The sequence below is a fragment of the Paenibacillus monticola genome (genome assembly GCF_009664975.1).
Taxonomy (GTDB): Bacteria; Bacillota; Bacilli; order Paenibacillales; family Paenibacillaceae; genus Paenibacillus_AQ; species Paenibacillus_AQ monticola.
Genome location: NZ_WJXB01000009.1, coordinates 132,958 through 151,365, shown reverse-complemented (window position 1 = coordinate 151,365; position 18,408 = coordinate 132,958). Strand labels below are relative to the sequence as shown.

Annotated in this window: 11 protein-coding genes and 3 riboswitches; all 11 genes read right to left on the bottom strand. The window is 46.9% G+C overall.

Annotated elements, in window-relative coordinates; translation table 11 throughout:
• Nucleotides 1-361 precede the first annotated feature (361 nt).
• A complete protein-coding gene (locus GJB61_RS21525) occupies nt 362-1,204 on the bottom strand; it encodes a transglutaminase-like domain-containing protein (protein ID WP_229522179.1) in 843 nt (280 codons plus the stop codon).
• Nucleotides 1,186-1,266: riboswitch (cyclic di-GMP riboswitch) on the bottom strand. It overlaps the preceding gene by 19 nt.
• Before the next feature lie 78 nt (nt 1,267-1,344).
• Nucleotides 1,345-1,425: riboswitch (cyclic di-GMP riboswitch) on the bottom strand.
• A 117-nt stretch (nt 1,426-1,542) separates the two neighbouring features.
• Entirely contained in the window at nt 1,543-2,202 is a 660-nt protein-coding gene (locus tag GJB61_RS21520) for a class D sortase (RefSeq protein ID WP_154121087.1), read from the bottom strand.
• Nucleotides 2,203-2,221: 19 nt separating this feature from the next.
• The gene (locus GJB61_RS21515) at nt 2,222-2,626 is read right to left on the bottom strand and encodes a GtrA family protein (protein ID WP_154121086.1); all 405 of its coding nucleotides are present in this window, start codon (nt 2,624-2,626) and stop codon (nt 2,222-2,224) included.
• Entirely contained in the window at nt 2,616-3,599 is a 984-nt protein-coding gene (locus GJB61_RS21510) for a glycosyltransferase family 2 protein (protein ID WP_338116007.1), read from the bottom strand. The genes GJB61_RS21515 and GJB61_RS21510 overlap by 11 nt, the downstream gene beginning before the upstream one ends.
• Before the next feature lie 41 nt (nt 3,600-3,640).
• Entirely contained in the window at nt 3,641-7,465 is a 3,825-nt protein-coding gene (locus GJB61_RS21505; RefSeq protein ID WP_154121085.1) for a glycosyltransferase family 39 protein, read from the bottom strand.
• Nucleotides 7,462-9,474: a glycosyltransferase family 39 protein gene (locus GJB61_RS21500; RefSeq protein WP_154121084.1), complete on the bottom strand. Its 2,013-nt coding sequence runs from the start codon at nt 9,472-9,474 to the stop codon at nt 7,462-7,464. The genes GJB61_RS21505 and GJB61_RS21500 overlap by 4 nt, the downstream gene beginning before the upstream one ends.
• A gap of 145 nt (nt 9,475-9,619) precedes the next feature.
• The gene (locus GJB61_RS21495) at nt 9,620-11,020 is read right to left on the bottom strand and encodes an NCS2 family permease (protein WP_154121083.1); all 1,401 of its coding nucleotides are present in this window, start codon (nt 11,018-11,020) and stop codon (nt 9,620-9,622) included.
• A 124-nt stretch (nt 11,021-11,144) separates the two neighbouring features.
• Nucleotides 11,145-11,244, bottom strand: a riboswitch (purine riboswitch).
• Nucleotides 11,245-11,501: 257 nt separating this feature from the next.
• On the bottom strand, nt 11,502-13,043 hold the full coding sequence (gene guaA, locus GJB61_RS21490; protein WP_154121082.1) for a glutamine-hydrolyzing GMP synthase: 1,542 nt from the start codon (nt 13,041-13,043) through the stop codon (nt 11,502-11,504).
• Nucleotides 13,044-13,261: 218 nt separating this feature from the next.
• Nucleotides 13,262-15,520, bottom strand: coding sequence for a DUF4129 domain-containing transglutaminase family protein (locus tag GJB61_RS21485; protein WP_154121081.1), 2,259 nt, complete (start codon nt 15,518-15,520; stop codon nt 13,262-13,264).
• The gene (locus GJB61_RS21480; protein WP_154121080.1) at nt 15,489-16,925 is read right to left on the bottom strand and encodes a DUF58 domain-containing protein; all 1,437 of its coding nucleotides are present in this window, start codon (nt 16,923-16,925) and stop codon (nt 15,489-15,491) included. The genes GJB61_RS21485 and GJB61_RS21480 overlap by 32 nt, the downstream gene beginning before the upstream one ends.
• Nucleotides 16,926-17,006: 81 nt before the next feature.
• Nucleotides 17,007-18,344: a polysaccharide deacetylase family protein gene (locus tag GJB61_RS21475; protein ID WP_154121079.1), complete on the bottom strand. Its 1,338-nt coding sequence runs from the start codon at nt 18,342-18,344 to the stop codon at nt 17,007-17,009.
• Between the last annotated feature and the right edge of the window lie 64 nt (nt 18,345-18,408).

Here is an 18,408-nt window from a genome sequence, read left to right as displayed (position 1 = left end):
CATCTGACGAGAATTTACATTCTCTAACCGACAAGTTCACTCAGCATAAATGCCGTGAAACTCATCTTCTTTTGGATTTTACTTTCGTAAAATCCCACTCACTCGTTGTTCAGTTTTCAAAGATCAAATTCTCGTTGTAGGCTTTTAATGTCTCACCAGCAACTCTTATAATATATCATACGGTGTTTAGAAAAGCAAGCTTTTTATTTCTTGTTAATTCATTTGCTTGTCCGCTCTTCCAACAGCGCTCACTTATAATACCCTATCTACTAGTGTAAAAGCAACCCCTAATCAAAAGAAAAACAACCAGCTTAATAATTAAGCTGGTTGTCTATTTGTTCTTATAATATTTTAACTGCTCTTAGTAGTATTTGACTGCCGTATATTTACTAGAATTCTTGATCAGTTCTACGGCTTTATTGCTCTTAACCAAACCAGCATCAACCGTTGTATCAATAGTAACCCATTTGCCATTAAGAAGGACTTCATTCCACGCATGGTATTGAGTAACATAAGTGGAGTTTCCCATGACCAATTTAGCTGGAACATCTACGCTGCGAAGCATTGCGGCAAATAATGAAGAGTAATCGTAACAAATACCTTTTTTGCTGGCCAGGGTATTGTCAATGTTAGGGATATAGTCAGTTGTTACACTGCTAGCCAGTGAATAATCATATTGCACATTAGCAACGATGTAATTATAGATTGCTTTAACCTTTTCTTGATCTGTTGACTTACCTAGGGTAAGTTGTTTTGCCTTAAGAATAGCTTTATTAGAAGAACTCCATTTCACATTCTGAACTGAGCTTAAATATACTGCATTCGCATCATTTAAAGATAAGTCCACTACTTCAGAATATAGAGCTTTGTATTTGTTACCCGTTGTGTTCTCAAGAACGGAGACTTTATAAGATCCATTACCTTGTTGCAATGGGAAGATTTCAGTTTGTCCAGAAGCATAAAGATTATAAGTGTAGCTGCTACTGCCTTTGGTGATCATAAGTTTGATCCGTTTGTCTTTCGGTACATCATATTGAACTCCGATAATGCCTTGGTTTAATTGCGATGTATTGAGCCAACCCGTTTCTATGCCCGCAGCTTGAGCTGAAGTTAACTGAACAGAAGTAGCCATTACAAATATCGTCAATAACATGAGATAAAATTTCTTCAATGATAAAACCCCTTTTCGGTAGCTGGCTGCCATCCTGTCGGGAAGGCCCTTTAGCTTTGCGTCCCTATCTTTCGATAGGTTTGCCGTTATCGTAAAAGCTTTATCTATCCTTTAAATGTACTAGGAAGAATGCTAGATTCTTGGACAAGGAACAAACAAAAAAAGCCTCTTCATTCGGTAGCTGGCTGCCATCCTGTCGGGAAGGCCCTTTAGCTTTGCGTCCCTATCTTTCGATAGGTTTGCCGTTATCGTGCTTAGCTTTTATAGTTATATACTACCATATTTACGCCTAGATTCAAGACGTATACTGCTAGATTTCCATTATTTTATAATAAATTTTTGAAACTTTCTATTTTATGACATTATGCCTGTTAGGGTAGTTTGGCTTGTACAATTAGACGATGTGTGGGATTTACTAGTGGGTCACACGTAATCAGTGTAAGAATTTTGTCTTTGTTATTCCCATTTAACACAGAAACATCCGTAGGCTCGACGATAGATATTTTGTATACTTCATAGTTGTACGCTTGTTCGCTTGTCTTCACGGTGATAATATCGCCTACTGCAACCTCATTCAATCTATTAAACAATCTGCCTGTCGTTCTGGCTCTATGTGCTGCTATAGCGGCATTGCCAATCTGACCGATAGGTGTTGTTTCCTTCATATGTGTAGCTGCATGCTTCATATTGGCTTTCGTCGCCCCCTCAAGCACAGGCAGCAACAGATTGATCTTATCAATTTCGATTAACGCAATTACATTTCCCCCGAGCACGACTTGAGGTTCCGCCTTTACAGGAGTATCACTCGGAGGCTGCTCATCCAATGAAGATTCTTCTGAGAGCAGTTGGGTTACCTCGGCATATTTACTTTTCAGATCAGGATCAACCGCGGCTGGAGCAGTGTTACTATAACTCTGTTCCGCCTCGTCCAAAAGTTTCTGCTGCTGCCAGTCGTTATACCATTCATTAGCTTTGGGGAACAGCATAACAAGTATTCCTGCAAGTATGATTAAATAGGAAAATTTACGCATGATATTCACCTCCGTACTTTTAGAAAACCCACTTGCGGCTTCCGAAGAAATTGATGATTACAGTGACGAATGTAACCAAAACTTTGGAGATCAGCACTTGGATGCCCAGTTTATCTGTTAACAAATGCATAAGCAGCAGTGATATTCCCAGTACAATCAGGTTCAGTATGATAAACTTCAGCAACTGCATCCGGTCAAAGCTATCCTTTTTCCCACGATCACTGTCCCGAAAGGTTACTTTTTTATTCAAAATAAAGCTATTGGCCGTGCCTGCACTATAAGAAATGACCTGCGCTAGGGTATATACCAACCCAAGTGAGTTCAAAAGTGTAAAGATTGCGAAATCAATAAGGGTATTCAGCAAGCCAACAGCATTAAATTTCAGGAACTGAATCACTCCTGCGCGCAGGTTCTTATCTGACATAATCGTTTCCCTTCCGGATATGACTATGTTCTTGCTCTACATCAAGATAGCCTTTAGTCTCCCGCACAATATACAACGGTCTGTCCTTGGATTCATCGTAAATACGGCCGATATACTCGCCGATGACTCCGAGCAGCATAAGCACGATACCATTGAAGAGTAAATTAACGCCTACAATGGAGGCCCAGCCTGGAACGGTCCAGGAGGTAAAGACTCTTTGAAATAATACAAAGAATAAATATAGGAAGCTGGAGAATGATAGAAAAAAGCCAATATACGATGCAATTTTCAGCGGCTTGTGCGAGAAGGAAGTGATTCCGTCAAGCGCGAAGCGAATCATTTTTTTGAGCGGATATTTGGTTTCACCAGCAAAACGCTCCTCACGATCGTATTCCACCATCGTCTGCCGGAAACCCACCCAGCTCACCAAACCTCTTACATAACGGTTCTTCTCTTTGAGACCACGTAGAACATCGCATACTTTACGATCAATGAGACGAAAATCCCCCGTATCCGTAGGAATGTCGACACTCGTCATGCTGCTGAGCAGCCGGTAAAAGATCTTTGCCGTGACTTTTTTGAAAATGGTCTCTCCTTGACGCTTCAGACGTTTCCCGTAAACAACCTCGTAGCCTTCCTTCCACTTCTCGATCATCTGTAAAATAACCTCAGGCGGGTCCTGGAGATCTGCGTCAATAACAACGACAGCATCTCCTTCAGCGTAGTCCATACCGGCCGTAATCGCTACTTGATGTCCGAAATTACGGGAGAAGTCGATTAACTTCACATTCTCGTCCCTGCTACTGATCTCACGCATAATCTCAGCTGTATGATCTCGGCTGCCATCATTAACGAAGACCAGCTCATAGGAGTCGTCGCTTTGGTCCATTACTTTTTTCAAACGATCATACGTATGTTTAATAACTTCCTCCTCATTAAACATGGGGACAATTACACTGTATCTGGCTTTCACCTTTGTTCCTCCTAAAATTTTTATGAGCGTCTAAACCTCCCTTAGAAAACCCAAGAAGGGAACCAACGCAGCATGGTCGTCACATAACTACCGCTGACCTCCATGCCCGACAGCACGGGATAGAATGCTACAAAGAGCAGCACTGCCACAGCAACATAAGCATAACGAATGTATTTGGCTCGTGGGTATTTATCGTCAAGCAGCTTCATCATATATACAATACCAAGAATCATAAACGGCACCATAGCAAAATAATGATAAAGGAACGTCTCGCGCGGGACAAGCATCCAAGGTACATATTGCGAGAAAAAGGCAATCCAGATCATGTACAAGGTCTTATCCTTACGCTTTATCGTAAGCCAAAGTGTGCTAAGCATCGCGAAGATCCCCGTCCACCAAATAAGTGGATTACCCATGGTCACAATACTGCTGACCTTGCCTACCGGCAAACCTTCATCGCCACTAAAGAACCAGACAGGTCTCTTCATAAACGGCCATTCCCACCACGATGAGGCAAAGGGATGTGTAGCCACAAGCTGACTGTGATAGTCGTACATATTGATCTGGGCATCAATCAACCTTTTTATGGTAAAGCCTTCAGGTGAGGCGGTTAGAGCTGGAATAAAGGATAGGCTGTAAATCCCCACCGGAATAAGCACAAAGAAAACAAGGCAACTGAGCAGTGTGATGATTGTGTTCTTCCAGAACTTCCTGCTTGCATCGCGACAGGCAATGATTAATTCCTGATCCTTAAGCTTGCCCTCAGCCAATACACGCCCCGCCGCCCGGTATTCTCTATAGCGTTCAAAGAGAACCAGCGCCAGCATGATCGCCAATCCGGCCCCCCCGTACAGTACAATCCATTTGGAGGCCACTCCGATTCCGAAGAACAAGCCGGACCAGAACAGTGGAACCAGTGTTTTCCTTAACGAAGTCCGATAAAAATTCAACGTGTGATAACGCTGCATGAAATAGAACATAAGCATAATGAAAAATACGCCATAGACATCTATTGTAGAAATTCTTGTCTGTGTGAAATGCATAAAATCCAGAGCGAACAGTCCTGCTGCAAGAATGGCATACTTACTCTGTCTGAATAAACGCAAGGCCATCACATAGATCAACGGCAGCATGGCAATCCCGAATAGCGTACCCATAATGCGCCAGCCAAAAGGAGTAACCCCAAACAACTCCATCCCTACGGCTATCAGCAGCTTACCAAGCGGTGGATGCGTATTCTCATAGGGAACAATACCGTGTGTGTATTCATAAGCAGTACGTGCATGATAGATTTCGTCAAAATAGGTTCCATTCATAAAACTTGAGTATTCCGGGATCAGTGACTGTTCGTCGAATAGATTCGCCGATGCCCCTCTTTTGGGAGTTCCGTCAGCATCAGGCGTAACACTGGCAATCGGGAGTGGAATACGATTCCCCCCCTGCTCGTACAGGGCCATTTCATTTAAGGTAAAGCCTGGTGAGTTCACCGTGAGTTTCACGTATCTCGCTGCAACGTTAAGCGGCTGACTCTTCCATATAAACACATTTCCAACATCCTCATTCACATCCAAAGGACTGCTCCAGGCATCAGGAGTCTCACTGAATTCCAGTTTGAACTTACCGGTGCCTACGCCTCCAAATACATTTACTCGCTCCAGCTGTCTGCTCTGCCCCAGATCCAGGTAGAAGCTTTCACCCTTCGTGGAGGGCTCCCATAGAGTTTGCGGAGATTTGGTAGAACCCAGATTATATAAGGCAAGGGCCGCGTAAATTGCGGTTATGGCAATGATCCATATCCAGTCCTTGCGCTCAAGCTTCATCTTCACACCCTTGCCTCTTTCCTGAAGCGGCCGGATTCCCTCCACGACCTCTACATCTTTTTCATAATTCTGCACCCGTGTAAAAGGTACTGGAAGAAGCTTAATCCTATTGCGGATATATACATCGTACCCGATGTATAGCATATATACCAACAAGGCCAGATTAGCGATAGCCGTGACCAAAACGATTCCATCTGATGGTGGATTGTCACCAGCGTTCAGATGGGCCAGCGTGAAGCCCACATTAATATATTGCGTTAAGCTGAAGCCGAGAAACAAGGTTAGAAACCTGCGGTCCCTGTTCTGTATATAAGTAAACAAACAGAGGATCAGCGCCGGATACATGTAACGCTCGTGCATTTTAGTACCTAATACAAACACCGTTACGATCAGTACCATACCGATAAAATAGGATTTCGACAGATCCAGACGGTCCTTTTTGAAGGAATAAAACGCTGCAAGTACTACCGCGACCAGGATAAAAATAAAACCCCACACACGGTACGTAATGCCTAACCAAGTCAGATCAAGCGCTGACCACATGGGGTCTGTCAGTGCATATAGGTTAAATGCATTAACTGTAGAATACGGGTAAGAGGACAAGGTTGCTTTGTACAGATTAATAAGTCCGCTGAGACCTCCGTTATTCCAGAAAAAAGGTGCAGCCAGCAGGCCAAATATACCCAACCCGTAAAGAGCGCCGACGGCAAGCTGCTTCCAGGCTCGGTGATGATAGAAAGCAAATAGCAGCACAGGAGTAAAGATCAGCGCCTGCGGCTTAATTAGCGTAGCCAGAGCAAACCATATGGCTGAGCGAACGAAGGATTTATTCGCCGCTCCTTGAATGCTGAGCAGCAGGAAGATCAGAAAGAATGAATCTGCTTGGCCCCAGGCGGCTGAATTAATAAGCACAGCCGGATTGAACAGAAACAGCAGCATTAAACTGAAAGCTATGCCAGAGCCAAGTTTTTTACGTCCCACTTTATATATCAAGTAACCCAACACCAGATCGGAAAGAATTGCCGGAAGCTTGAACAGCAAGTTCTCCCCACCCGTTCCATGCGCGAAGCCAAATACTCCACGAATAAGGCTGAGCAGATACAATATGTACAAATACCCTGGTGGATAATCGGCAAAATAGCCTGTTTCGTAGAACTTGCCAGGTCCCATATCAACCAACCGCTGCCCCCAAGCTATAAATGTATTCATGTCATTCTGGTAACCCTGTGCGGTTAGACCCATCCATACCCGTAGGATAAAAGCCAAGCCCATTGCAGCATAAAGCCATCTTGCATAGATGTTCTCCGTCCGTCCCAGAAACTTCTCACTGCGGAGCGCTTTATTGAAGAGCACAACGAAAAAAATACTGAACAACGCCGAAATCAGCAACAGTTTTGCCGGAGATACTTTATGCGGAGTAGCCGCCGCATCGTCGCCAGCAGCCGGAGCTGCTGCAGTATTAACCAACGAAACTACATTCGCCCCCTTGGGAGCAGCTTCCAAGCGTTCTACGGACAGATCATCGAAATAGGCTTTGCCCTGAATCAGACTTGCATAGCCGCCAAGAGCTGCACCAATCGCAATTTCTGACTGGTCCGGTCCGGTCTGGCCAATGAATTCGAGATACTGCCAATCTCCAGCCGTATCCACAGTGCTAGGATAACCACTGCCGACTCCGACGACAAATATATTAGCACCAAAACCCTCGCCTGCCGTGCTAACTACCTTGGTATAACCGGATATTTTATAATAACTATCTGGAGTAACTTTGATATTCTGTACCCATTTCAGATGATTAGGTTCAAGATTCTCGATCACCGCCGCTTTACTGCCGGAATGAACTACCTCTGATTGCACCGATAATACACCGGAGCTGTCTCCAGAAATCCACATGTCTTTGGTCCAGCTAGTCGGACTATCATTGTCCCCCTCCTCAAAGCCGGAGTTCAACAATAAATTTCCTTCTGCATGTATGCTAGTCACCGGAAGTATGAACAATAACAGCATTACAACGATCATTGCAGCCGCACGTGTATTTTTAATCATCGTTCCAATTTCACCTCGTCAATGTTAATCCAGCCAGTCCCGCCGGTTATATAAATCTCCGCCTGTTGATTCTGATCCAATCTAAAAGCCGGAAGCGTAAGTGCATGGTATGCATCTCCGGCCGTGATTTCGGCTTCCGCAAGTACAGTATCCTTCGTCCGTATCCCCATCCTTCCTCCTTCACCACCAGCGCTAACCATCGCGGATAGCTTATATTCACCAGATTCCTTGGTGAGAAAGAATTGTGTAATGCTTGTTCCAGTACCCAGATCAAGATAGCCCAGATAACTTCCCTTATAGGAATTATTGGTCGCCACCCCCGTCCCTTCCGTAAACCTCCAGCCCGATTTCCCTTCTTCAAAATTTCCATTCACAAAATCAGAAAGCATTGACTCAGGTTCTGCAGGGTCGCTGGAAGAGATTGCTCCGGCTGCTGTGCTCTTTGCGATTACTACAGTATAGTTGGCAAAACGTTTAATCGTATAATTCTCACTTTCGGCAGGAATAGAGTCCCCATTCCCAAAAATATAAGCCGCTGACTCTCCCGAAACGATGTTCGGATAACCAAATACATATCTGTCAAAAGAAGCTACCTTCTGAAACGCATCTCCTGGATTAACATAATTAACAGTCTTCAAGAAATCATGCGGATTGATCCGCTCATAAAAAAGGACATAAATATAAGGCATGTTAACCTCATCTGTGACGTAAATCTTCCCCGTACTCTCCTCTGAAGCATAGTGGAGGGCCTCACCAATAGATTCATAGAAGGCAGGTCCAATGTTTTGAGGGAAGTCCCGGAAATAAAAGGTCGTAAATAAAATAAAGAAAAGGCTAAAGACAGCAGCGGAAAGAATACCGATTGCTCTCAATTTGTGGCTTAACCACATAAAACCTGCAACAACCAATAATACTAGCGGGTAGAAAATAACATTAATCCGGTTGATATTCACATCTGTAATAAAGGTCATTAGCACCGCAACCAATAGCCAAAGCAGTATAACTGCCTGCCCTGTTCCCCATTGATCACGGTTTCGCACCGCTTTTATCAATACCATAAGTCCAATCAGGGCAAAGGGCAATGCGATAGGATAGGCATATCCATAGGGTGAGATTGAATTCCAGGGCAAACCGTCGCTCCCGCTAAGCAAAAGCTTAATAAACTCATTGAAATTACTTAAGGCAGTATGTACAATTTGCCCGCTGAAAACAGATGATACCTGATCCATACGCGGCATTGTCAATCTAGGGATAGAAAACAGTGGAGTTTCGACCCCCGGCAACTTCATACGGTTAATGATTATAAATATAAGAATAGGCAGAGCCAGCAATATAAACAGTGCAATGTTCCAGAGAACGGTTCGGAAATTTATTACCCTTCTATACAATAGAAGAATTAAGGTGCCTAAGGCAAATATCGGGACAAAAAAGTAGGCCGTTCCATAAGCATACAATGAAAGAGCCAGCATCATGCTAAAACCGTAGGACCATTTTGAGCTGACTAGTGATTTCAAAAGAAAATAAACGGCAAGCAATATCAAAGTAGGAAATAAATTCGATTCCAGTGCCCATCTCGACATCATAATATGCCAAGGATTAATTGCAATGAAGAACATGGCGGCAAGGCCAGCCCCTCTGGAAACAAACAGCTGTCTGGCCATCAGATAAAATATAACCATACCCACTAGGCCCATAATTAGGCTAACTGCCCGTACAGACATTGGGGTGAGACCAAACAGTAATATAAAAGGCATGGAAAGATAGGCATACAGTGCATTTTGCCCACTGCCCCAAGCTATGAGATGTATGGGCAGATGAACACCATTCCGATCCATACCGAAATGAAGGATAGCGTAAGCGTCATAACCTATCGAAGCTTCATCCTGATTCAACCCTGGCGGAATAGACCCTAAATACAAAATCCGAATTACAGCTCCCAGCAGGAATAATAGCAGCGGCCAGGGATTGCGCTTAATGTAGTTATACCCACTATTTAATCTGCTGGACAACCTAATCACCTCTTCAACAATATAATCTAAATACTAGACGTTGAAAAGTCCGGAGCAAAGGTTGCCCCGGACTAATTCTCGGCATAGAAACAAGAAACGGCCCCTTCAGTTATGAAGGGGCCGCGGATTGCTATTTCGCTCAGGCTTAGCCCTGACTGCCGATAAATACATAACGGAGAATAATCAGGATGGCGAGCAGCCACATCATCCAGTGGATATCGTATTTCTTCTTGCCGCCAAGATTAGCTACGCAAGCAAGAATGACATAAGTGACGATCCCAAAGGAAATACCATTAGCAATGTTGTAAGTGAAAGGCATGATTACGAAGGTCAAGAAGGCCGGAATGGCTACAACCATATCCTCAAAGTCGATTTGGCGGATGGATTGAGCCATCAGTACACCGACAATAATCAATGCTGCTGCAGTTGCAGAACCTGGAATAAGTGCAGCCACAGGAGCAAGGAACAGAGCAAGGAGGAAGCAAACCCCTGTTGTTACAGCTGTCAGACCGGTGCGGCCCCCTTCAGCAACACCAGCTGCGCTCTCGACGTATGCTGTTGTCGTGGAAGTACCCAGCATAGCACCACCTGCTACAGCGACTGCATCCACGAACATTGCTTTTCCGACACGTTTTTTGCCTTCTTCAGGGTCCTTCATAATACCAGCACGTTCTGCTGTACCGACCAATGTGCCGAAAGTATCGAACAATTCTACAAAAGTGAAGGTAGCGATGGCCGAGATAATTCCTGTATGCAGGATACCGTCCCAATCAAACTCCATAAAGTTCAATTGCGTAAAGTCAGGAACCCAAGGTGATTGTGGACTGGACAAAGCACTGAAATCAACTGCGCCCATTAGGATGGCAACTAATGTAGTGCCCAGAATACCGAATAGAATTGCACCGCGTACATGCAGCACCATCAGGATAGAAATCAACAGCAGACCAATAATTCCTAGCTGAACGTTTGTGTTCTCCAGGCTGCCCATATGGATCACTGTCTCAAAGGACAGCACGTCCGTGAACTTATTAGCAGCGATGTCATTGCCGGCTTCAACACCAATCGTCATTATGCCGCTGTTCTTCAGGCCGATAATCGTAATAAACATACCGATACCCACCGTAATTGCATGCTTCAAGCTATCTGGAATAGCTGTTAATAGTATTTGCCGTATTTGGGTAATGGTCAGCAGGATGAAGATCAACCCCGAAATGAATACTGCTGTCAGACCCATTTGCCAAGTGAATGGATGATCTGTTGTTGCGGAAGATAGAACTACGGAAGCAAAGTATGCGTTAAGGCCCATACCAGGCGCCAGAGCTACCGGAAAGTTTATGAACAGGCCCATCGCAATAGTGAAAATACCTGCTGCCAGCGCTGTAGCCAAAAATACCGAGTACCAGCCCATATCAATACGGCCAAAAGCTGTCAAAGTGTTAGGATTAACTGACAGGATGTAAGCCATTGCCATAAAAGTGGTCAACCCGGCCATAATCTCTGTACGTACTGTGGTGCCATTCTCTTTCAACTTGAAAAAGCGATTCAAATTGTTCTCCCCCTAAGGTGTTTTGGTGTCTGACAGCAACAAAAAAAGCCGGCATCTTTGGTAGATAGCGGCTCAAAAAAAGAGTAGCTCCCTTGTAAACCAGCGACAAAAGTCGAGAGTCTATAGGTTTGCTCTTCTTAATCGTAGCCAGGCCATTACGGTGACCTCGTAGAGACTTCCAGGCCAATCCCCGGAATTATACGAATAGTTGTTGTTGTTGTGCTTTATCATTTTAGGTGGACATGACATGACTTGTCAATGGTAAATGCGAACATTACACGTCAGGTTCTTGATAACGTTCGTAAAACAGACATTTTTCCTGTATTCTTGTGACTTGGGCTCTAGGTTTATGGCTATACACCCAATTCATGCTGTTAATTTACTCTGGATGGCAGAAATCCACGATAACTATTTCATATAATTTCAAAAAAGCCCGGAAATGCTTCTACAATCAAGCATTCCCAGGCTTATATTATTTATTCTATTCCCACTCAATCGTTGCCGGTGGTTTCGAGGTAATGTCGTAGACGATACGGTTGACGTTCTCTACTTCATTAACGATACGAACTGAAATCTTCTCCAGCACGTCCCACGGAATACGTGCCCAGTCGGCGGTCATGCCGTCGATGGAGGTAACGGCGCGAATGCCTACGGTGTAGGAATAGGTACGGGCATCACCCATAACGCCTACACTTTTCATGTTAGGCAATGCGGTGAAGTATTGCCAGATCTCACGATCCAGTCCAGCCTTGGCGATTTCCTCACGCAGGATATAGTCGGAATCCCGCACGATGGTCAGCTTCTCCTCCGTAACTTCGCCCAATACACGAATGGCAAGTCCCGGACCCGGGAAAGGTTGGCGCCAGACGATAGCATGTGGCATTCCCAATTCTTCACCCAGTCTGCGGACTTCATCCTTGAACAGCGTGTTCAACGGTTCAATCAAACTGAACTTCATATCTTCCGGCAGACCACCCACATTGTGATGTGATTTGATCGTCTGTGCAGTTGCTGTTCCACTCTCTACAATGTCTGTATACAGCGTTCCTTGGGCAAGGAACGAGAAATCTCCTAGCTTGGCAGACTCTTCATCGAAGCAATAGATGAACTCATTGCCGATAATTTTGCGTTTCTGCTCAGGATCATCGACTCCAGCCAGCTTACTCATAAAGCGATCGCGTGCATCAATCTTCACTACGTCAATATCAAACTTGCCGACGAACGTTTCCATAACGCTCTCGGCTTCACCTTTGCGTAGCAAACCGTGGTCTATAAACATACAAGTCAACTGGGCACCAATGGCCCGATGAATCAGCATAGCCACTACCGAAGAATCAACCCCGCCGCTAAGTGCGCAGAGTACTTTTTTGTCCCCAACTTTATCCTGAATATCTTTAATCGCTTCATCAATAAAAGATTCCATGGTCCATTTGCCTTCACAGTTACAAACTTCATACAGGAAGTTAGAAATCATTTGGTTGCCGTGTACGGAATGTTGAACCTCTGGATGGAATTGAACAGCATAAAAATTCAGTTCATCATTGCTCATGGCTGCAATCGGAGCACTTTCGGTTCCAGCATCCAGCTTAAAGCCCACCGGAAGCTCTACGACATGATCGCCGTGGCTCATCCATACGGTCTGGCGGCTCTCCAATCCAGCAACCAGCTGGGCTCCTTGTTCAAAGTCGATATCGGCTTTGCCGTATTCACGTTTGGAGGAGCTCTCTACCTTGCCACCCTCCAGCTGTTGAGCCATAAGCTGCATGCCATAACAAATCCCAAAAATTGGAACTCCCAAATCATAAACGGCTGGGTCTACATGTGGCGCATCCTCAGCATACACACTGCTAGGACCTCCGGAGAAAATAATCCCCTTTGGCGAGAGTGCTTTGATCTTGTCAATTGGCGTATTGTACGGCAGCAGCTCGCTGTATACCCCTAAATCCCGAATTCTGCGCGCGATAAGTTGATTATATTGTCCTCCAAAATCGAGAACGACGATTATTTCATTTGGCTTGTTCATTACGTGCCTCCCTTGATTATTGGATTCATTATACTCATGGATAATTCACACCGTCAAGGAAAGGAGATCACGTTATGCCTAAGCTTTTTGGGAGATATCTGTGAACAATATTAAACTTTACTGCTCTGCTCGAAAGAGCTGCAAGGTCCGATTAAGGTTAGTATCCGCTTCCATAGAACATTCTGGTGCTTTGGAGATGAGGGTTACAACCACATCCATCAACTTAACCGAAATGTGATCGCTAAGCATTCCCGTCTAAATGCCGCCGGATCTGAGACGGCGGCCGCCCTGCCTTTGCTGTACGCCAAGGCTTCATAGCGGCGAACAAACTGCCGGACGGCTGCGCGCAGTCTGGCATCTTCAATCGGCAGGGAGGCGACGTACTCCCTGCCCGTTATCCCGGGCGGCGGTGGGCCGTAGCGCGCCGCCAGCCCGTGCCAAGCCAGAGCGGCTGCGCGCAGCTGCCGCTCACTGCTGCCTGCCCTGCTGCTGCGCGCAGCCAGCAGCAGGGCCAAGCTCCGCCGCCAGCGCCAAGCGGCGGCGGGCAAGAGCAGCGCCGCGGCGAGCGGCGCTGTATCGGCCCCACCCGCCTGCGGCAGGGTGGGCAAGCCCCCCCGCGCACGCGCCGCGGGCGGGGTAGCACTGGGCGGCGCGGCTGAAGCTGCCGCGGGAAGTGCTGCCGGCGCGAAGCCGGCAGCGCCGCTTGAGCCAGGCGTCGGGTCAAAGGGAACCCAGCCTGCGCCAGCAAAATAAACCTCCACCCAGGCGTGGGCATCGCCCTGGGTGACAGTATAACGCTGCGGCTCGGTGTCTGCCTCCAGTGTTCCTGGCCCGTAGCCCTGAACGTAACGGGCTGGAATACCCGCGCTGCGCAACAGTATCGTCATTGCTGTGGCAAAATGAACACAGTAGCCTTGTCTAGTGTCAAATAAGAAGTCATCTACAAAGTCAACTCCGGAGGGAGGGATCGAAGTGTTCAGGTTATAAGCATACCGGCTCTGCAAATAATCCCGAACCGCAGCGGCGGCATCATAGCGGTTCCCGGCAGGAGCCGTTAGCTGCTCTGCCAGAGTGGCAACCCGCTCGGGCAGTGATGCGGGCAGTTCTAAATACTCACTTGTAATTGGCTGCGGATCATAACCGTTCAGTGTCCGTAGAACCGCTGGATCGCTCTCAAGCAGCAGCGACTTCACAGTATACTCTGTTACTCTTGCCGAGCCTGCAAGGTCCGGTAGTCGAAAGCTTTCATTCTCTTTATTGGCCAGCACAAAACCAAGAAGACTGCCATCAGTCAATTGAATAGCCTTAACATCTTTTACAGTCCCCGCATTAAATAGAGGAAGCCCGCCGGATGAAGGAACAACAAATTGTATCCGCTGAACCAGCGTCCGGTCTCCCCCAATATCTGCTATAGATGTTCCCTTCATCGGAAGACTGGATAGATTAAGCGGAAGATATTCATCTGCTGCCTTGATCCAGCGACGTCCATCATAATAAGCCAAGCTCTCTCCTCGCCAATAGGAACGGATACTGCTCACAGCAGTAAAGACAGGTTCAGTACTGCGTGACAACGGAGCTCCGAGCTCCCCACCGTCTGAACTATAACCCGTCGTTCCTGTCTGAAGCTCCTCCACGCGGTCTGGAAGATGCCCGGAAGCCCATTCCTGCAAACTGCCAAATGCTGATTGCAGCGAGATTTGGGCTACAGGCCGCGAACCGTAGAGCTGCTCACCCAACCAGGCTGTAATTGTCAATGCAACGGCCGCGGCTAGAGCTAGTCCTCCCCAACGGGCATAAGGTATCCTGATACTCTGCGTACGCTCTCGAAGATGAAGCAATCCGCTCATCGCCTGCAGCCATACAATCAAGCCTGACGATATGATGAGATTCATCGTTGTATTTACGCCAAAGCCCATATCCAGAATAAGTAAATAGACCATTGTTAACACCGTGAATAGCAACGTACTTCCCCGGTAAAGGGCTAGCTGCTGTACTGAACATACCAGTAACCCCCAGCCGACGATTAATATCAGTTGCCTGTTGTCTCCACTAAGCTGGGAAACCTGTCCCGAAAGAAGCAAAATGGCATCATCCTTGATTCCTGCCAAATAACTGGTAACCCACGCTATTCCTTCATCAGCGGCACAAATATAGAACCAGGTCAGGGAAATGAACAGGATCTGGATGCTTAGAATAAGCCAACCGGGAAGCTGAAGCATTCCCCACAGCAGCAGTACTACCGCTGATATCATCAGTGTAACAAGCAGTTGCGCAGTCTGAGCCTCCGCTGTGGATCGGTATAAGGGCAGCAGCCACTGAATAAATAGCCCCATGATAGGCAAAGAGAACAGCAAGCGGTAGTACAGGGGCGATTCCCCCTGTTTTCCGGCAGGACTGTTCTCTATAGTGAGCGAACTCTGCATCACTTCAGCACCCTGTATACTACTACCGTAGAGTTGGTTTCCCGGATAGCCCATGGAACTCAACCTCCTTATAACTTGAAGCCGGCAACGCAGTATCCAGACGATATAAACGTGCCCCAAGACGCGTTAGGCTGTCTCCAACCGATCCCTTAAAGGACTGCCGATAGGCTTGCGATGTTACACTTCCACTTACAGGCTGCGAATCGGCCTGAAACATGGCATCACTCGGCTGTAGATGAGCCTGTGATAGGGTATCCGCAGTTCCTGGCGCCGGGCTATCCCAGGCATAGTAAAGATCAACCTTCACCCCTTGCACCAGAAAACGGGCGATGACCTTGGCGGATTCCTCCTCCAATTGGCCAGTGATAATGGAAACTGTCATTCCCGGAATCCAGCTCCGGGAGGCATCCTCCAGCAACTGTGATAAACTACGTGTGCTATCTGGAGAAATTCCCGTTAGGAAATCCAGCACTCTGCCCGGGATTTTGCCTAGTCCTTCATGTCTGGCTGTACCTTCTGGCCAGCCCCCGCTAAACAGTTGAATATAAGTGCCCGTTCGCTCGGCAGAGAGCATAAGTCCCATCGCCGCCGATACTGCTTTCTCAAATGCTGGTGGCGTAGCACCTCTATGGCTGCGAGGCGCTAAGGCACCCGTAGGAATTTCATAGCTTTTAGGACAATTTGCGAGCACCACGCAGCTCATCTGCCCTCTTTCCCGCTCCGGTACCCTAGTCTGCAATGACCCCCTCCGGGCGCTGTTCTTCCAATGAATTCGATTCTGCGGATCTCCCGGCGTATAATCACGAATGTCCAACGCCTCTTCACCAATGCTCCGGCCTCTCTTAGTGGACATACCCGCTCCAGGAATAACCCCGCTATCTGGCAGCATACCGCCAAAGTACAAGGGAGCTGGCAGCACCCTGAATACCTCGTTATCTTCAGGCTCGATTCTACCCGTGAACCAGCCTGGCAAGTCTCCCCAAGTAACTCTGCAACCTTGCAGATGATGAATGCCCCGCGGCATTCCTTCCAAGGTATAGGTATAACTAAAGGAACGCCGAAATCCAGGAAACAACAGTTCATGGTGGCGGATGCCACTCCAATAATCGACAATGGTCATCCATGGAAGCGGAAGCCGCCCGTGAAAGCTGACCTGTACTTTCACATGGAGTATATCTCCGGCTACAGGTCGGGCAGGAGTAATCGTCCGAACTAACTTTATTCTCCGTGGGCCAAACAGCTGTAGCCCCAGACCGTTAAGCATAATTATTCCAAGGGCTATCAGGAGGAATAACAATGAGCCTCCCCCGCGCCAAGCATATAAAATACCGATAATACCGGTCACGCTTAACATCCGCAGCCATTCACCCACAACGCGGCGGGTTCGCGGTAAGGATACGCTTCTCAGATTCTTCGTATTCTTCTGCTGTTTCCGTTCATAGAGAGATCTGGAGGACAATGGGACACTTCCTTTGGTTAATAGACTTATTACTGTCTATTCTTCCCATGAAAAAGAGTGCCCAGACATAGACTGGTTTCTTCAGAGCGCTTTTACTCTGCGTTCCTTCTCTGAAACGCTTATATTTAGCGGGGGATGACCGACAGTCTCCAGCAGTTCCCGCAATGATACCCAGATGGAGCCGCCGATCATCTCCACTCTTGAAGATTTCGCCTCCTGCACACCGTCAGGCCGGTTTAAGGTCAGTTCCTTGTTCCCCACATCTGCCGTGACAGCCGTCCCATTCCAATTGACCCTTCCGCTACGGTTTACGGTGTCCCAAGTTATCCTGCCTCCAAGCCGTTCAATAACAGCACGAAGCGGCACCATATATTGTCCTTTGCTAATGACATATTCCCCTGGACTCAGCTTTGTTTCCAGCTTCCCCACCTCCAGAACAAGGGATTTACCAGGTCCAAACAGCTCTGCATTGGGGTTGATATTGGATGTGATCCAGGCTTTCGAAGGTGTGGATCTTCCCGCGTCTGCAGTCTTCGGAGATACTCTGAACTGCACGGGCTTCACTTGATCGTCCAATATATCAAAAACATACCCAGCTGCCTTATAACGGTTAATAATCTCAGGCAACGCTTTAGCACTTTCTGCGTGTCCTCCACCATCATGCAGCAGTAGAACAACTTTGGAGGCAGTCAATCCCAAGGTCGCCTCCTGTAAGATTTCTGAAGCAGGCACTCCCTTTCGCTTGGAATCGCCGCTATCCACCGTCCAATCTGTGACTAAATAGCCCGCTTGCTTCAAGAGATAGAAGTAGGTATTATCAAAATGACCGAAGGTCCCTCCGGGCGCACGTATCAGCTGTGGGCGAACCCCGGTAATGCCCCGGACAATTTCTTCCGTACGCTTGATTTGACTCCAAAACGTAGTAAACCCTCTATATAACTCGGAGTAATTATGATTGTACGTATGATTGCCAATCGCATTACCCTGCTCCCAAATAGCGTTGATCAACTCAGGATGGCTCTGTGCCTGGTTTCCAATGACAAAAAAAGTAGCCCGCACACCCTCCCGCTGCAAAATCTCCAGCACCTTGGGGGTAATATCACTAGGGCCATCGTCAAAGGTGAGATATACCGTTTTCGGATTGGATGTTTGCGGAACAGCACTTGCTTGCGGGCTTGGAGCCATCGCGATGGCTGCCGTCACTCCTTCAGTAGCGGCTGGCAAATGTTGCATCACTGCACCGGGAAGTTTATTCTGAAAAGAAAGAGATTCTACGCTTGCAGCCTGCAGAGGCTGGATCTTCCAAGCGCCCAGATATTCACCTGCACCCCAGCCTGACATAACGATGAATATTAATGCCATAACAAGCAAACCGCGGATCACGATCCGGCGGCTGTGTTCGCTTTTGTTCCCAATCATCTTCTCTACCTCCAGCATTCTATTGGCATAAAATCCTTTTGGTAGATTGTATGAAGACAAGCTT